The sequence below is a fragment of the Clostridium fallax genome (genome assembly GCF_900129365.1).
Taxonomy (GTDB): Bacteria; Bacillota; Clostridia; order Clostridiales; family Clostridiaceae; genus Clostridium_AH; species Clostridium_AH fallax.
Genome location: NZ_FQVM01000013.1, coordinates 49,789 through 68,130, shown reverse-complemented (window position 1 = coordinate 68,130; position 18,342 = coordinate 49,789). Strand labels below are relative to the sequence as shown.

At 24.8% G+C, this 18,342-nt stretch carries 17 protein-coding genes; all 17 read right to left on the bottom strand.

Features of this window, described 5'->3' with window-relative positions; genetic code table 11:
- Positions 1-260: 260 nt before the first annotated feature.
- Positions 261-1,496 (bottom strand): glycosyltransferase family protein, encoded by a 1,236-nt coding sequence (locus BUA70_RS07965; protein WP_072896030.1) that lies wholly within the window; start codon positions 1,494-1,496, stop codon positions 261-263.
- On the bottom strand, positions 1,480-2,322 hold the full coding sequence (locus tag BUA70_RS07960) for a glycosyltransferase family 2 protein (protein WP_072896027.1): 843 nt from the start codon (positions 2,320-2,322) through the stop codon (positions 1,480-1,482). The genes BUA70_RS07965 and BUA70_RS07960 overlap by 17 nt, the downstream gene beginning before the upstream one ends.
- Positions 2,323-2,440: 118 nt before the next feature.
- Positions 2,441-3,595, bottom strand: coding sequence for a glycosyltransferase family 4 protein (locus BUA70_RS07955; RefSeq protein WP_072896024.1), 1,155 nt, complete (start codon positions 3,593-3,595; stop codon positions 2,441-2,443).
- A gap of 2 nt (positions 3,596-3,597) precedes the next feature.
- Positions 3,598-4,977, bottom strand: a complete 1,380-nt coding sequence (locus BUA70_RS07950; protein WP_083573492.1) for a nucleotide sugar dehydrogenase — start codon at positions 4,975-4,977, stop codon at positions 3,598-3,600.
- Between the two features lie 21 nt (positions 4,978-4,998).
- Positions 4,999-5,682 carry a sugar transferase gene (locus BUA70_RS07945; RefSeq protein ID WP_072896022.1) on the bottom strand — a complete coding sequence of 228 codons (684 nt, stop codon included), beginning with the start codon at positions 5,680-5,682 and terminating at the stop codon, positions 4,999-5,001.
- A gap of 16 nt (positions 5,683-5,698) precedes the next feature.
- Positions 5,699-6,412 carry a CpsD/CapB family tyrosine-protein kinase gene (locus BUA70_RS07940; protein WP_072896018.1) on the bottom strand — a complete coding sequence of 238 codons (714 nt, stop codon included), beginning with the start codon at positions 6,410-6,412 and terminating at the stop codon, positions 5,699-5,701.
- 30 nt (positions 6,413-6,442) lie between these two features.
- A complete protein-coding gene (locus tag BUA70_RS07935; protein ID WP_072896015.1) occupies positions 6,443-7,198 on the bottom strand; it encodes a tyrosine-protein phosphatase in 756 nt (251 codons plus the stop codon).
- 4 nt (positions 7,199-7,202) lie between these two features.
- Entirely contained in the window at positions 7,203-7,889 is a 687-nt protein-coding gene (locus BUA70_RS07930; protein WP_072896012.1) for a YveK family protein, read from the bottom strand.
- 198 nt (positions 7,890-8,087) lie between these two features.
- Positions 8,088-9,245, bottom strand: a complete 1,158-nt coding sequence (locus tag BUA70_RS12975; RefSeq protein WP_072896008.1) for a CD0519/CD1768 family membrane protein — start codon at positions 9,243-9,245, stop codon at positions 8,088-8,090.
- A 21-nt stretch (positions 9,246-9,266) separates the two neighbouring features.
- Positions 9,267-9,902 (bottom strand): cyclodeaminase/cyclohydrolase family protein, encoded by a 636-nt coding sequence (locus BUA70_RS12970; protein ID WP_072896005.1) that lies wholly within the window; start codon positions 9,900-9,902, stop codon positions 9,267-9,269.
- 185 nt (positions 9,903-10,087) lie between these two features.
- Complete coding sequence (locus BUA70_RS07915) at positions 10,088-11,299, bottom strand: O-antigen ligase family protein (RefSeq protein ID WP_072896002.1); 1,212 nt, start codon at positions 11,297-11,299, stop codon at positions 10,088-10,090.
- On the bottom strand, positions 11,296-12,438 hold the full coding sequence (locus BUA70_RS07910; RefSeq protein ID WP_072896000.1) for a glycosyltransferase: 1,143 nt from the start codon (positions 12,436-12,438) through the stop codon (positions 11,296-11,298). The genes BUA70_RS07915 and BUA70_RS07910 overlap by 4 nt, the downstream gene beginning before the upstream one ends.
- Before the next feature lie 5 nt (positions 12,439-12,443).
- Positions 12,444-13,736 carry a glycosyltransferase gene (locus BUA70_RS07905; protein ID WP_072895997.1) on the bottom strand — a complete coding sequence of 431 codons (1,293 nt, stop codon included), beginning with the start codon at positions 13,734-13,736 and terminating at the stop codon, positions 12,444-12,446.
- Complete coding sequence (locus BUA70_RS07900) at positions 13,736-14,458, bottom strand: WecB/TagA/CpsF family glycosyltransferase (protein ID WP_072895994.1); 723 nt, start codon at positions 14,456-14,458, stop codon at positions 13,736-13,738. The genes BUA70_RS07905 and BUA70_RS07900 overlap by 1 nt, the downstream gene beginning before the upstream one ends.
- Before the next feature lie 10 nt (positions 14,459-14,468).
- Positions 14,469-15,587, bottom strand: a complete 1,119-nt coding sequence (locus tag BUA70_RS07895; protein WP_072895992.1) for a glycosyltransferase family 4 protein — start codon at positions 15,585-15,587, stop codon at positions 14,469-14,471.
- A 101-nt stretch (positions 15,588-15,688) separates the two neighbouring features.
- Positions 15,689-17,080, bottom strand: coding sequence for a sugar transferase (locus BUA70_RS07890; protein ID WP_072895988.1), 1,392 nt, complete (start codon positions 17,078-17,080; stop codon positions 15,689-15,691).
- Positions 17,081-17,239: 159 nt separating this feature from the next.
- Positions 17,240-18,328: a tetratricopeptide repeat protein gene (locus tag BUA70_RS07885; protein ID WP_083573491.1), complete on the bottom strand. Its 1,089-nt coding sequence runs from the start codon at positions 18,326-18,328 to the stop codon at positions 17,240-17,242.
- Positions 18,329-18,342 lie beyond the last annotated feature (14 nt).

The window sequence follows — 18,342 nt, the reverse complement described above, 5'->3', positions numbered from 1 at the left end:
AAAGTATTAAATCGATTAGTAAAGCTATAATTAATTTATTGTTTATTAATCCTTTATAAATAATATAAATTCCAAATATAATTAAAATTATATCTATAAAAATGATTAAATTATTAAACTTTAATTTATATAGTTTTTTTTCATTCATATAAACTACCTACTTTTAATTAAACAACTTTAAATCTATATAAAATAATTCTATATATTAAATAATTAATATTATCTGATTTATTTATATATAAGCTAATTTAATAAATTTATTAAGTTAAAATATTTATAAAATTATATATTTCTTCAACCTCTCTTTTTGTAGAGTATTTTTCCCTATGTTTAAAATCATAATTTCTATTACATATTAAATTAATTTTACTATTTATATCCTCACTATTATGCTCTGCACATTGACCATACCTATTATCTATTAAATTTTTTAAATAAGTATCTTTAGTAACTGCTAATATAGGCCTACATGCTCCTATATACTCAAAGGTCTTTCCAGGTATTGCATAATCACTACCATTTTTATGAGTTAATATTATTAAAATATCACTTTCTTTTATATATTTGATAGCTTTTTTATTATCTAAAGGTCCTACATAATTAATTTTAAAGTTCACCTTATTTATAAATTTTTCACATTCTCTTAACTCTTCTAAAGCTTTAAAATCTAAACTTCCTACAAGATTTAAAATACACTCTTTATTATTATCTAAGGCAAATTTATTTATGGCTTTTACTGTATCTTTTAAATTTCTTCCATCATATATAGATCCTACATGTGAAAATATTAAAGTTTTTTTATTTCCTATACTTTGAGGAAAACAGTCTTCATACTTTTCTAGATCATATCCATTAAATATAACCTCTATAGGTCCTTTAAAATTTTTATTATAATGTTTTTTTATTCCCTCTGTTAACGCAATTATTCCATCACTATTTTTAAGTAATATTTTTTCTGAAGCTTTATTTACCCATTCTCTTTTACCACTTATATTATTATCTAATATATCTCTGGCTTCAGTTATAATTTTTAAGTATGGGAATTCCTTCTTTAATTTTTCTACAATATATAATCCATATATTGTAGGTACACTAACTAATACTAAATCTATTTTATTATTTTCAATATATCTAAATAAATCTATATAAAATTTTCTATTTATATAATTAAAAATTATTTTATTCTTCTTTATATATCTCCAAAACTCTACTATAAAAGTTTTCCTAATAAATCTTTCTTTTTTATTAGTATCTGTATTTTTCATATCTGCTCTTAAAGTATATTTTGAAACTAATGTTTTAAATTTAAAATTTTCTTTAGCATATATACTTTTAAACATTCCATATTGCATATCATTAGCTACAGTTATATTAAATTTATCCTTTAAAATTTTTAAAATATTTTCATATCTCACTGAGGCTATTTGTGGATACCCTTCAATACAATCATTTATAAACAATATATTTTTTAGATTGTTATCATAAACTTTTTCCATAAGAATTTATTTTAAATCTCCTTATTTTTGTTATGAATATTCTTCTTATATATTTAAGATAGGAAAAAATCCTTGCTATATAATACAAAATTAGACTAATTTTCTTATCATTTATACTATTTTCATCTCTTAAAATTTTAAAATTATTAATCTCATATTTTTCTAATACTTTAAGGTTTTTTGAAAGCCCAGATTCTCCATACATTTCCTTATATATATTCACTAAAGGCATTTCTATTTTCCCACCTTTACTTATCCTAAAGGCTTTAGTAAATAATAATTGATCTTCCGCATATCTTTGTTCTTCATTAAAGCCACCTATTTTATCAAAAACTTCTCTTTTAATTATTACAGTTGAAGTATGAAAGTAATTTTTAAAAAGCCTTTGGTAAAAAGTTATTTCTTTAAATATATCTTTATTTAAAGACTTATTATTTCTTCTAGTTAAAACAGTAAAATCACTACCTAATATACCTAACTCTCTATTTGATATTAAATGTTTCATTTGAATTTCTAGTTTATTTTCTACCCAACTATCGTCTGAATCAAGAAATGCTATATATTTTCCTTTCCCATTTTTCACTCCATTATTTCTTGCCGCTGATGGTCCCTTATTTTTTTGTGTTATATTAATTACATCTTTTAATTTATTATCTTCTATAAATTTTTCTATTGCATAAAAAGAGTTATCAGATGATCCATCATCAATTAATATTATTTCTATATTCTTATATGTCTGATTTAAAGCAGATTTTAGAGCTCTAATAGCTATTTCCCCATTGTTATAATAAGGTATAACTACACTAACTAAATCATTTTTCTCCATTAACTTCTCCTTAAAATCCTTGCTCTTTAATATATTTAGATGATACTGTTAAATAAATTAAAACTAATTTATTTAACAGTATGCCTATTATAATTTATAAAAATCCTTTAAAATAACCTCATTTGTTAAATTTACAATTATATTTTTTTAATAAAATAGAGTATATTTCTTCATGTTCCTTTACTACTCTATCCATATCATACTTTTCATTAACCTCTTTATAAGCATTATCTATTATATACTTTCTTAATTTTTCATTATCCTTTAAGAGATTTATATATTTTAAATAGTCATAAACATTATTATTCTGAACTTTAAAACCATTTTCTCCGTGAACTATAATATCATTAATTCCACCTACTGCTGATACAATAACAGGAACTTTAGATGCCATATACTCTGCTATAACTAATCCAAAGCCTTCCCAAGAAGAAGTTAATAATCCAATATCAAAAGTTACTATATAATCCTCAGAATTATTTACCCATCCTGTAATCATAAATTTATCTTCTATTCCTGCTTCTTTAATAAGTTTCTCTACTTCTTCTTTTAACTCTCCATCTCCAACTAATATAAAATAACTGTTTTTTATATCTTTAATTATTTCTTTAGAAATTTCCACAAAAGTCTCTGGGGATTTTTGTTTTGTTAATCTTCCAACCATTCCAATTACAAAGGCCTCTCTAGGTATTTCTAAAGTTTCTCTATTTTTATACTTTGTATCTTTATCTTTAAACTTTTTTATATCTATTCCATTAAAAATTAACTTCATTTTTTCTTTTGAAGCTATATTGTATTTTTCTGCTAAATCTTTTTCACTTTTTGAAATATTAATTATATAATCTGTAAACCTAGATAAAAACTTTTCTATATATATATATAATTTTTTCTTTAAAGTGCTTGTTTTCATACTAAAAGCCCATCCATGGGCATTATATATACATGGAATATTGTTTTTTCTAGCTATAATTCTACCTATTGCTCCTGCTTTAGTACTATGAAAATGAATAATATCTGGTTTAATTTCTTTTATTTTTCTATTTAAATCTATACAGGATTTTATATCTTTTACTAAATTTATTTCTCTAAACATCTCAACATTTATAACTTTACATCCAATACTTTTTATATCGTCACTGATAGGTCCATATGATGGACAAATTACAATGTTTTCAAACTTATCTTTATTAGAATATATTATAAAATTTTTTATATATTCTAAAGTACCTCCCACAGAAGCCTGAGTTACATGAAGAACTTTTATTTTATTCATATTTAAATTCTCCAAAGATTCAATCCATAGTTAATACATTCATCCTTATCTAAAACACCTTTTGTATCAATAATTACAGCATCTTCTTTTATAAGCTCTTTAAAATACTTTATATTATCAAATATGATATTTTCTTGTTTTGTTAATATAAGAACTGCATCTGCATCTTTTAATGCTTCACTTTGACAATTAACTTTAAAATCATGTTTATTATTAACTACAGGATCAAAGGCTTTAACTGCTGCTCCCTTTCTTAATAGCATATTGCATATATCTATTGAAGGACTAACCCTATCATCATTAGAATAATCTTTCATAGCAAGACCTAGAACCCCAATTTTTGAACCTTCTATTTTTTTACCAGCTAGCTCCAACATCTCTTCTGTTTTTTTTATCAAAAATTCAGGAACATTCTTATTTTTTTGTCTTGCCAATTTTAAAATATTCATTCTTACACCTAGCTTCTTCGCCTTTGGCTCTATATAATGATAAGCATTAGGAATACAATATCCACCAACTCCTGGGCCTGGTGTTAAAAGATTTACTCTTTTGTGAGTATTCGCTAAAGAAACTACCTCAAAAATATCTATTCCTAAAGCCTCTGTAAACCTTGCAAATTCTTGAGACATTGCTATATTAACATCTCTTTGAACATTTTCAAAAACCTTAGATGTCTCTACTACCTTTATATTTGTAGCTTTAATTATTTCTGACTTGCAAACTATAGATAATAACTCTTCTGCTCTTTCTAAACTTTCTTTATTTACAGCTCCTACTAAAGTTGGCATATTAGAAAATTCTTCAAAGGCTTTACCTTCTGCTATCCTTTCTGATGCATAAGCTAAATAAAAGTCCTCTCCTGCTTTCATTTTTGATTCCTTTTCTAATATAGGAAGTACTATCTCCTCTGTTGTTCCTGGTATTACAGTACTTCTTATAATAACTAAGTCTTCCTTTTTTAAATTTTTTCCTATTGTTTTCACTGCACTTTTTAAATAATCAATAATATACTCTCCATCCTTTATTGGTATTCCAACAGTAACTATAATATTGTTACAATTACTCATAGCTTCTTTACCATTTATAGTAGCCTTATACTTTTTACTTTTTAATTCCATATTTAAAATATCTTCAATAGCAACTTCATAAAATTTTTCTTTATGATAAGTAATACCTGAATTTATCTCGTGAACTAAATCTTTATCTACATCCACTCCGATAACTGTACACCCTCTTAGAGCAAAACTTAAACTTAATGGTAACCCTACAAACCCTTGACCAAATACACAAACATTTTTATATTTAGAATGTTTATCTATATCTTCATCTAATGATTTTAATATTTTAAACTGATTTTCTTTTATGCTTTTTAAACATTCCATATTATAAAAGCCCCCTAAATCTTACATAGCATTTTTATCACCAAATAATACTCCTACAGTTTTAAAAATAATTTTAATATCTAATAAAAGATTTCTATTATCTATATAATACATATCCATTTTTACTCTATCTTCATAGGAGGTACTACTTCTTCCATTAGTTTGCCAATATCCTGTTATTCCAGGCTTTATACTTAAAAACTTCTTCGCATAACTTCCATATAAATGCAATTCATCATTTACTATTGGTCTAGGCCCAACTATATTTATATCTCCCTTAAGTATATTTAAAAGCTGTGGTAATTCATCTAAACTTGTATTTCTTAAAAATTTTCCTATTTTAGTTATTCTAGGATCATTTTTTAGTTTAAAATTTTCTTCATATTCTTTTTTTTGTTCTTCTGAAAAATTATTAATCATTTCTTCTGCATTTATAACCATAGTTCTAAACTTATATATATTTATATTTTTACCTCTTAACCCTAATCTTTTTTGTTTAAAAAATATAGGTCCTTTTGAATCTAATTTTATAGCTATTGCTATTATTAAAAATATAGGAATTAAAACTATTAATCCTACAAGTGAGCAAATAATATCTAAAAGTCTTTTTATAAAACAATACACCCTTCTTTTATATATAAAAGATTCTTCTGCTACATTCTTTTTACTCTCCTTTTGTATTTGCTCTTCATTCAATAATTTCATAGCTTTAAATTTTAAATTACCTCCTTAAAAATTTAAATCTTTTTTTACCCTCCTCTTTTCTATTTTCTTCGTAATAACCATAATATGATTTTTTATCTTTATTGATAATTTCTTTTGTTAAAACAACCCCTAAAATATTAGCATTTACTTTTTCTAGCATATCCTTAGCTTTTATTGCAATATTTCTATTGATGTTATCTTTAGACACAACAAATAATCCTCCATCTGAATATTGAGAAACTACCTTTGCATCAGCAATTACTCCCACTGGGGGCGTATCTAAAATTATATAATCATATTGATCTTTTAGTTTTTCTATAAGAGAATACATTTTTTTAGAATTTAATAATTCTAATGTATTTGTTACCTTTTCTCCTGATGTTAGTACATCTAAGTTATCTACTATATTTTTATTTATTATTTCATCTAATTTTTCAAAATCAAGAATCAAATTAGAAAGACCTGTTAAATTAGAAATATTTAATTTTTTATGAATATTAGGTCTTTTAAGATCACAATCTATTAATAAAACCCTATCTCCACCTTTAGCTAAAGTTATTGCCAAATTTAGAGCTGTTGTAGTTTTACCTTCTCCTTGAATAGAACTTGTAATAAATATTGTTTTTATTTTTTTATCAAAAGATGAAAATTTAATATTTGTAACTAATTCTCTATATGCTTCTAAAATAAAAGGATCAATTTCCTTTATAGAATCTACTTTTTCACTCATTTATTTTTTCCTAACCTTTCTTTTTATCTTTTAAAAAACAAAAAATTTTTTCTTTTTTAAAAATTCTAATTCACTTTTTATTTCTTTATTTTCAATTAACAATTCACTATTTTTTTTAGCCATATAGTAATAATCTTTATTTAATTTCTTTACAATTTCCAAAGATGTTTTTAAATTAGTACTTCTTTTATTTATTCCATGAGAATCTGAGGCGATAAAGTGTCCCCATCCATTTTTTATTAAATTTAAAGAAACTTTTTGACTTTGCTTTCCAAAGTTCCCGGTAATACTTCCAGAATCTATTTGAAATAAACATCCTTCTTTTGCAAATTGATTTAATATAGTTAAATCCTTCTGTATATATAAATATCTTTCTGGATGAGCCAATATTGGTACCATCCCTCTAATACCAAGTTCATAAATAAAATCTAAATTATTTTTTTCATAATATGTTGGAAAAGTTTCTACTAAAATATACCTAGTATTATTAAGAGTTTTTATATATCCTTCTTTAATCCATGAAAACATATCTTTATGAAGATATATTTCTTGACCTAATAAAATCTCTATATCAATTTTTTCTTCTTTTATTTTTTCTAATACTTCCTTTAACCTTTCTTTTAGTTCAAAATATTTTACTTCAAACTTATTAAAATAATAATGAGGTGTTGCTATTATAGTATTAGTTCCTTGTGCCTTTGAAAGTTTTATCATGTCAATACTTTCCTTTATAGTTTTGGCTCCATCATCTACTTTAGGAATTATATGACTATGTATATCTATCATAGCTTTAATCTTCCTTTATTTCTGGTATAACTGCTATCACTGGTAATTTTAAATATTTTTCTATATCTTCTTCTGTTTTTAATTTTTGATTTATATTTTCCTTTACTAAAACTGTTATTATACTAAGTACCAATCCTACTATAAATCCTAAAAAAACATTCAGTTTTTTGTTAGGTTTTACTGGGTCTATAGGCCATATAGGCTTATCTAATACTTCTAATTTTCCAACATTATATTTATCTTCACATTCCTTTATAAAAATTTTATTAAATTCTTCTGCTATCCTATAAACTAAATTAGGATCAGTATCTATTACAGTAATTTCCAAAATTTGAGTGTCAACTAACGGTAATATTTCTATTTTTTTATCAAAATCTTCTACCTTTAAATTTAAATTAAGATTATCTATAATTTGTTTCCTAACAGTTCTAGATTCTCCTATTTTCCCATAGGTTTTAACTATTTTTTGGGAATCTATAGCTGCTTGTAATTCATCAAAATATTCATTTTCTTTAAAATTACTACTTTTTATAACTAAAGTACTTTTAGTTTCAAAGGTTGGTTTGATTATAAAAAAGACAGTTACAGTAACTATAGTTGTAAAAATTGCTGTAATAAAAATTATTAATTTCTTATTTTTTTTTAGTAGATTCATAATTTTACAAATATCTAATGTGATTTCATCTTCCATTTATACTTATACACCTCTTCCATTTATAAAATTTTTATCAATACTTTTTTCTTTATTATATTATTAAGTATCATATTCAATTTATGATTAATTTTTAAAATTAAAATAGGAACAATGTTAAAATTTCAAATTTAACATTGTTCCTACTGCTTTTGATAATAATATATTATTGATTTACTATGTACTTATATAGATAATTTAAAATAATATGTATATATAATGAGCTGCTATCCCTGCTGAAAGACCACCTATAGCATGACTTAGAATAGCCTTACCTGTTAATTTTCTTACCTTTAAAACATCCATCATAGCTACATGTGTACTTAAGTATCCGCTCCAACACATTCCCATAGCTGTAAATACCGCTATTTCATTTCCACCTATTATCCCTCTATTCAAAAAGTCTGGTACAAGGCCAATAGCTGCTCCAGTAGATCCTAAAGAAGTTATTGGGAAAGCAATAGCTTGTGGATTTTTAAACCCTAATAACGGTTCAATTATAAATGAAAGTTTACCACCTATCCATGGTAATAATCCTATTCCTTCATAAGCCTTGCCTGTATATATTCCTTCTGGTCCTGGTCCATTAGTAAGCATAAGTACTAAAGTACATATTATTAAAACCCCTGGAATTATAGAAACTCCCATTTGAACACCAGATTTACCACCTTCTAATAAAGATTCTAATATTCTAGTTCCTAAACTTCCATCTCTAACAACTCTATAATCTAGTAAATTTTTACCTTTAGAATCTCTTTCTAAAGCCCAGTCTTCTGTTCCAAATTCTTTTTTAGTAAAATACATCATTATTCTTACGCTAATAATACTTCCAATTATTGCGCCTATATTTCCGATTATTGCTGCTTTAAAGAAACTAGTGCCATCAGCACTCTTTTGAGACATCATAAATGTAGTTACTATAAGTCCCATTCCGAAAGCTGTACCTAAGTTGGTTAATAATGGCACCTGAAATTTTTTAAAGTATCTTTTAAATCCTTCATCTTCTGCTAATGTAAGTACTGCAGGATTATCTGATAAATATGTAGTTATAATTCCTAAAGCTGCTGCCCCTGGCATATTATATAACGGCTTCATAAGTGGTGATAAAATTTTATTTAATATTGCAATAACACCAAATTCTGAAAATAATGCAGACATTGCCCCTGCAACAACAGCTATTCCCATAATAAAAAATACTGTATTTAAAAGTAAATCATGGGCTGAGTTCATTATTGTATTAAACATATTAGTAAGGCCCATTTTCCAAGATATTGCACTAAATAGTACTGTAAATATTATAATAAAAATTATACCCTCTAAGCTTATTGCTTTCTTTAGTTTTCCTTCATTGTTCATCTATTAAATTAACTCCTCTTATCACTGAATTTTCTGGTTAACTAAGGTGATTATTTCTTCCTTTTGTCTATTTGATTTCTTTAAACTTTCTTCTATTTCATTTTTAATCTCTTTTTTTAATTTTTCATCTTTAAGATAGCTTAAATTAATCTTAACATTTAAAGCTGCACTTTCTATTCCAGAATGTAACATAATTGCAGCTACTCCAGCATCAGATATTACATTTATATTGCAATACTTTGCTGAAAACTTGATATTTTCATAAAAAAGCAAAGATTTCCTTAAAAGATTTAAAGGTACCATCATTGCATCATAAGTTTTTAAATCTATCTCTTTCTTTCTTATAGATATTTCTTCTGCTGTATTTTTGGGCAGTTTATAGCAGTCCATTAATTTTAAAAATACTTCTTTGTCTTTTTCCATTAAGTTTAGACTATCTTCTGAAAACAAATCACTTTCCTTAAAATTTTCATTTATATTATTTTTTATATCATAGCTTAAAGCTTCATAAATCTTCTTTCCAATAGTTAAACTATATACCATAGATGTTAGTGCTCCAGACAACGCAACAACTAAAGCTGCTACACTGCCGCCACCGGGGGCTGGTGAACTTGAGCCTAACTCTTTTATAAATTCCTCAACACTTAACTTTTTCATTGTTTTCCCTCCTAAATAGTTAATATTATATTTTCTATTTTTTTAATAATATCATAAATTTTCATTAAATAAAAATATTTATTAATTTTATCCTTAAAAAGCCTAAATAAAAAAACTATTAAAGTCCACTATAAAGCAAACTTTAATAGTCTTTTAAACTTTAAATAATACAATAAATTTTATATTTATTCTAAAAACTTATATATATATCCTAATAAACTCCAAAATATTATTGGTATAAAACTTACTATAAATAGTAAATTTGCTTCAAAAAAGTTAGAGGCAAGAATTGCTATTAATAAAGATAAAATAATAGAATTTAAAACTCTTTTTCTTTCTTTTACAACCTTATCATTATTTAATATACTTTTTATTATTATATATAACACTAAAATAATAAACGCTATTAAAACTAATATTCCAGATATTACTGCTATTTGAAGGAATATATTATGGGTTCCTCCACCTTCTATACCTGCAAGCTCTCCTGTTTTTGCTTCTATCATTTTATTTAAAAAATTTTTTTCTCCCACTCCAAAAATAAGATTATTTTTTATTACTTTAGATGCAGTAGTCCAAAGTGCATATCTTCCATTTAAAAAGCTTTCTACCTTACCGGAAGAGATTATTTTATGTATTATAAATCCTAATCCTCCAAAAGAAGCTATTAAATATATTACTCTAAAAATCCAATTTCTAAAATATACAAATATTATTGCCCAAAGAAAAACTAATAATATTAATTGTCCATTACTACAATTACAATTTAATATGATTATACCTTGAATAAATATATTAATAATTCCTAAAATATTAATATATTTATTTTTATTTCTTATAATTATATATAAAGTTAAGATGGCACATATTGCAGCTGAAATTCCTAAAGCATTTTCATTTGCAAATATTCCCACAAAATATTTTTCACTTAAATAACCATATATATTATCTCCTATTTTTATATTGTTTTTTAAGAAAAATAATATTATTGATGCTATAGATAATGTTGATAATATTATTGTAGTTAAATCTATAAAGTTATTCATTCTTTTTAATATGATATTTTTCTTTAGATTAATATCAAATATAACAAAAAATATTGTTATATTTATAAATAAAGCTATTATCCCACTTTTACTTATTCCTGTAACTACTAAAGAAATTCCTTGTAGTATTAATAAAATAAATATTAAATAGTTTACTGTACTTTTAAGATTTTCTTTTCCTTTATATATTATATATATTATAGAAGCAGCTGACCAAAGTAGCATTATTTTACTTAATAGAGAAGATATTACATGAACTTCACCTATTATAGTTACAAAAATTAAACTTGTAATTAAATAGCATATTTTAAAATAAAAATTATCCTGAAAAAAGTTCTTTATACTATTCATAATAACTCCTTATACACTTTAATAATTTTAGGTATTATATTCTCTTCTGAATATTTTTCTATACATTTTTCTCTTATTTTAAACTTATTATATTTTTCTTTATTTTCTTTTAAGTATTGCATAGCTTTAGAAAGTTCTTCTATATTATCAATTTGTACTAATAATCCATTATAATCCTTTATTATTTCTTCAGCACCACCATTTTTAGTCCCTATAATTGGTTTTCCACTAGCAAGAGCCTCTATATAAACCACTCCAAAGGTTTCATGTCTTGATGCTAAAACAAATATATCACAATTTTTCATTTCTTCTGCTACTTCTTCTCTTTTTAATTCTCCTAAAAGGATAACTTGATCTTTAACATCTAAGTCTTTAATTAAACTTTCTAGATTTAATCTTTCTTCTCCTTCTCCACCAATTTTTAAAATAGCATTTTTTCCCTTAAATTCTTTTGTGAAGGATTTTATAAGTACATCATATCCCTTTCCCATATCTAAAAATCCACAACTAAAAAATACTGTATCCTTTGATTTATTATCATCATTATTTAAAGAAAATTTACTTAGGTCTACTATATTATTTATAACCTTTATATCTTCTCTCCCACTTAAATCATAAAGTTCCTTTTTTAAATTTTCTCCTACAGAAATTAATCTATCTGCTTTTTTATATGAATCAACAATATACTTAATGTAACTATCCTTTACATATCTACTATGTTTTAAGGAAGAATGTTCTGTTATTACTAAAGGAATATCATATTTTCTTTTAAGATAAGCTCCACCAATTCCTGCCCAAAAGGAAGAATGACCATGAATAATATCTATCTTTCCCTGTTCTTTTTCTACCCTTTTAAATAGTTTATCAAATCTTTTATTAAAACTTCTAAACATCAAAGGGTTTTTAGGAAAGAAATTAAAATCTTTATATCTGTAAACCTTAAGTCCATCATCATCTTCAACAGTAATTCCTCTTTTTTCATTAACTTTTCCAATTAAGGTTATAGGCCAAACTTCATTAAAAGCTATAGTTACCTTTATTCCTTGCTTTTGTAATGCTAAGGCTTGCTCTTTAAAAAAACTTCCATGTAACCTATTTCTCTTAGTTTTATACCATGAAGGTAATATAAGTACATGCATTATAATTACTCTCCTTTTAAAATAGAATATAGTTTTTTACTTACATTTTTCCACTCATATTCTTCTAGTCTCTTGCTTTTCTCTCCTTTTAAAACCTTATCTATTAAAATTTTAAGAGATTTAACTATATACTGTTTTTTATTTATTGTAACTTCACATTTTTCTTTTCCTTCTGTTATTATCCTTAGGGGATCTTTTTCATCGCCTAATATTACTTCTATAAATCCATCAGTACCAAAATAATCATAGATTTTAGCAGGTATTTGTTTTGAATTTTTATTTCCAAAAATTAATAAAATTTCACTATTTAGCATATACTTCAAGGCTTCTTTAAAAGGTATTCTTCCACTAACTTCTACATTTTCTAAAGAACTTAATTTTTCTTTAGCTTCCTCATCATCAATATTCCCAAAAAAAAGTATATTAAGGTTATTGTAAATCTCCCTTTCATTTTCTTTAAGCCAATATATAGAGTCTACAAAAGGATTTATATCTCTTAGCTTTTTAAATATTTCTCCTGCATAAACAATATTTATTTTATCATTTTTAATTTTTGATGGAATGTCTTCTTTTAATAAATCTATATAAGTATCTTCGTCATACCCTCTATTAATCAAAAACACTCTTTTATCATCAATATTATAAGTTCTTTTAAAGTCCTCAGCGTTTTCTCTTGTTACAAAGATAAATTTATCAGAGTTGTCTACAACCTTTCTTTCCATATTTCCTTCAATAGACTTTCTTAAAAATCCAATATCTTCTCTTGTAGAATCTTTCATCCAAGGATCACTCCAATAAGTAATCCACGGAATATTTTTAAACTGCTTTTTTATCTTAAGAGCACAAAGATGACTAGAAGGAGGCTCATGCATAGAAAATATTATATCTATATTTTTCTCTCTAACTAAATTTATTCCATACTCTGAAGCTTTTTTACTCCAATTATAATACATATCAGGAAATATAATTTTATTTTTTATTTTTCTTAGAAGTTGAATATTATTTTTTTTATTTCCTTTAGTATTAGAATCTATCTTAACCTCTAATGGCTCTATTGATTTTTTAGGCATTATTTTATTAAAAAGTTTTCCCCCAGATAATTTATGTATTTCTACATCTTTATTTAGCATTTTTAGAATTTCTTCATCATAATAAATAGATGTTTTTGGAAAATCTACTGTTAGTAAAGTTACTTTTACATCTTTAATAGAAGCTAAATTATTTAAGTACATTAAAGTTTCTATTGATGCTGAATTATTTATTAAAGGGGAATAACATGCAATAAATAAAATATTCATTAGTTTCTCCTTTTATTTTTAGATTTTAGCACTATAAATAAAAACTTAGGTATACTTCCTAGTCTTTTAATTCTAGAAGGTTCTTTAGCTACCCTATATAACCATTCTAGGCCTAATGATATCATTATTTTAGGGGCTCTACCTACGTTCCCTGCTATAACATCAAAACTTCCTCCAACTCCCATAAATATTTTGCAAGGCAATTCATATATATATTTATTTATAAATATTTCTTGTCTTGGACATCCCATAGCTATAAAAATAGCTTCTGCTTTAGAATTTTTAATATCTTCTACAATATTTTCACAATTATTTAAATCAAAATATCCATTATGGGATCCTACAATATTAAGGTTTGGATAGATATCCCTTAAGGTTTCTATACACTTTTTTAAAGTTTCTTCCTTAGCACCTAAAAGATAAACTTTCCTTCCATCTTTATTAAACTTTTTTAATAATTTATCCATAATTTCAATTCCAGGTATTTTTTCCTTTATAGGACTCCCAATAATTTTTGATGCCACTATTGTTCCTACTCCATCTGGAATTATTAAAGCAGTGTCATCTTTAAAACTTTTAAGTAAAGTATCATTATTAAGACTTGTATATAAAATTTCAGGGTTACCAGATATTATATTGACCTTATCTTTATTATCTATAACCTCTAAAAGTTCTTTCTTACTACCATTAAACACATTATAATCAAGAATTTTAACATACATATTATTATTTTTACTCCTTATAAACCTTTAATATTTTATCAATAAAGCTTTCAAAAGAAAAATTTTCATCTACATACTTTTTACCATTTTCTCCTATTTCTTTAAGGTTATACTTATTGTCTAAAACATCCTTTAATACAGTATATATTTTAGATGAATCTCCTTCATCTATTAAAAGTCCATTTTCCTTATTCTTTATCATCTTAGGTAATGCTCCTACCTTAGTTGCAATAACAGGTTTCTTTAAAGACATAGCCTCTAAAATAACATAAGGCATTCCCTCTTTAACTGATGAAAGTATAAAAGCATCAAAGGTATTTATTACATTTAAGTTATCTTTTCTATATCCTAAGAACTTAATTTTTTCATATCCCTTTGCTTTTTCTTTCATTTCATCAAATAAAAGACCTTCTCCTGCAAATACTGTATAAAAATTATAACCTTCATCATACAATTTTTTTAATCCTTCTATTAAAAACCTATGTCCCTTTGTTTCATAAAAGTTAGATACCATTCCTAAAACAAAAGTATCATCATCTATACCTAATTCTCTTTTCATTTCCTTTTTATCTTTTAATAAATTAAAATCTACCTCTTCTATGGCATTTCCTATACAATAAAGATCTTTTTCAGTTCCTAAATTATATTTTTTTGCACAGTTATAATCTTTTTCTGAAACTGCTATTATCTTTTTACCAAATTTACTTCCTATATATTCAATAGCTATGTATATATTCTTTTTAAAATTACTCATAGGCTCATTAAAAACAAATCCATGAGCAGTGTAAACTATTGTAGGAACCTTTGCAAGTCTTGCTGCTATTCTAGCTACTAATCCTGCTTTTGAACTATGACAATGTACTATATCATAATTATTTTCTTTAAATAAATTTCTTAAATATAATATATTTTTTAAATCCTTTAGGGGACTTATTTCTCTTACCATATAAGGAGCATCTATAAAATTAATATCTAAATCTTCCACTTTATTTTGAAGATCTCCTCCCTTTGAAGCTATAACATCTACACTAAAACCTTTTTCCTTTAAAGCCTTAGATAATAAATAAACATGTTTTTGAGCTCCACCCATTTCTGATAATGTTATTACTTGTGCAACTTTTTTTCCCATAAAAGTTCTTTCCTCTCTTAGTTTTTATATATTTATATAAAATAAAATCTAGCATAGGCTATACTTACTAAGTAATTATAGCACAATACTAGATTTTCCATCTACTTTTCATCAATATCTATTGTAATTTCATCCTCTGGTTTTATAAGCTTTCTTAAAGGTATATCTTCCTTTACACCTTCTGAGCTTTCCTTCATAAACATTATCTTTACTGTTTGAAGAATTAACTTTAAATCTAAAAATATTGAATAATTTTTAATATATAAAAGGTCATATTTAACCTTATCTTCTGGAGTTGTTGAATATTTTCCTAAAACTTGAGCAAGTCCTGTAAGTCCAGCTTTAACTAAAGTCCTATATTTATAATCTGGTATTTCTTTTTTAAACTGCTCTACAAAAAAAGGTCTTTCTGGTCTTGGCCCTACAACACTCATATCCCCTTTTAGGATATTAAAAAATTGTGGAAGTTCATCTAATCTTGTAGCTCTTAATATTTTACCTATTTTTGTTATTCTAGGATCTTCTTCTCCAGCAAGTACTGGTCCTGTTAGCTTTTCAGCATTCATAACCATAGTTCTAAACTTTAATACATCAAAAGTTCTTTCTCCCTCTGTAACTCTCTCTTGTCTGTAGAAGATATTTCCTCCATCTTTTAACTTAATTGCAATAGCAACAATTATCATTATCGGTGATGTTAAAATAATTCCTACAAGAGATACTATTATATCTAGTATTCTTTTTATAGCCTTTTGCTCTATAGTAAGACCTAATTTTCTCACCTTAAACATTGGAATATCATCAGCTCTATTAAGCTTTGAATTTAAAAGTGCAATTTCATAAATATCTGGTATTATATATACACTTTTTCTATTTATTAAACAATAATCTACTATTTTTTTCTTTATAGAAAGCTCTGTACTATCTGCTACAAAAACAACCTCTACTTTATTAAGATAATCTAATAAATAGTTACTTTTGCTAGAGCATATACACTCTACTTTATAAAGATCCTTTTGCTTTATTAGTATTTTCTTTGCAATATCTTCTATATTTTTGTCTCCTATAATTAAGGATCTCTTTACTCCATGAGAATCTCTATAAAGCTTCCAAACTAATACCCTCCAAACTGAAAGTATTATAAATTGCATAAAAGCACTTATTATTAAAACACTTCTTGGATAAGCAAACCCTCTTGCAAAGAAGGTTATGAAAGCTGTAGTTATAAATAATGAACCTACAGTTAAAAATATAGAATATACGGTTTCATGTATGCTCTTTTTTAGCAAATCATTTAACCCAAAAACATACATAAAAATCCAATAAGCCACTACTATATAAGGTATTATATTTATAAAAGGCTTAATATTATAGCTTGGTGGATCAAATTGAAAAACTAATAAAAAAGATAAGTAAACTGCAAAAATAACTAGCACTGCATCTACAACATAGGTGCCAAATTTAAACGTCTCTGTGACTAAGTTATCTTTTTTCATATATACACCTCAAATTTCCTACATATTAATACTAATTTATTTTACACTCTATATATTAATTAGTCAAATTATAAAATAGGTGTTAAATCACTGAAAAATTAATAAAGACAAAAAAGAAAATTTTTTTGTCTTTATTAAGAGATGAATATTATTTTGTGATTATCCTAAAATTTCTTTAAGCTTTATTACAACTTCATCTTTACTATCTAATTTTTCTGCAATTTTTAAGTGTTTTTTAGCATCTTCTATTTTATTTAAGTTTATATAACACATTATTAAATTTGTGCATATTTCAACACTTTTAGTAGCTTCAAAAGCCTTTTTAAAATATTTTATAGCTTCTTCATAATTACCAAGCATTGCAAGATTTAAAGCTAATTCATTTACAGTTTCAACATAAGCACTATCTAAAGCTAAACTTTCATTTAAATAATATATAGCCTTCTCACTATTATTTAACTTTCTATATGCAACAGCAATGTGTAGATATAGTAAAGGATTATCTCCGTACTTATCCATTAAAGGAAGTAATTTTTCTAAAGCTTCTTTTGGTTTATCTTCTTCTAAGGCTTCTTTACCTTTTTCATAATCAACTCCATCTTTAAGTTCCTCATAAATTGAGATAAAATTATCTGTTTTCTCTCCACCTTTATTTAAATATTCATTCATTTCAATAAAAGCTTTATAAATCTCATCTTCTTCCCTTAAAATAATAGCATTATAAAAATAAGGCATTGGATAATTTGGGAATTCTTTTTTACATTCCTCAATAACTTCTTTTTGAATTTCTTTAAAGCTACTGTCTTTTTCCCTTATATATTCCCCAATCATTAATATCTTTTCATAATATTCAATTTCTTTTTCTACTTCAGCTAATCCCTTTAACAATACAAAAGCATCATCATATTTACTTTCTTTAATTTTATCTGCAATGATTCTTTTTATAATATCTTTAGAATTATCTATATTATTTATAAGACTTTTATAATCATCATTATATTTAAAGTCTTTATCACATCCTAAGGCATAAAACATTCCTTCTATAAATTTATAAACTGGTATATTAGAAAGCTTAGAATTATCTTTTATATTATTTGATATGTAATCTATATCTATTGGTAAATATAACTCCTTATTTTTAAAGTTTATTTTTGCTCCATTGCATACTGTATCTTTAAATCCATTCTTATCAATCTCTAAAAATATCATCTTTGAAAGTTTTTCTTTAAATACAACTCTATAATCCAAATATTTCACCTCGT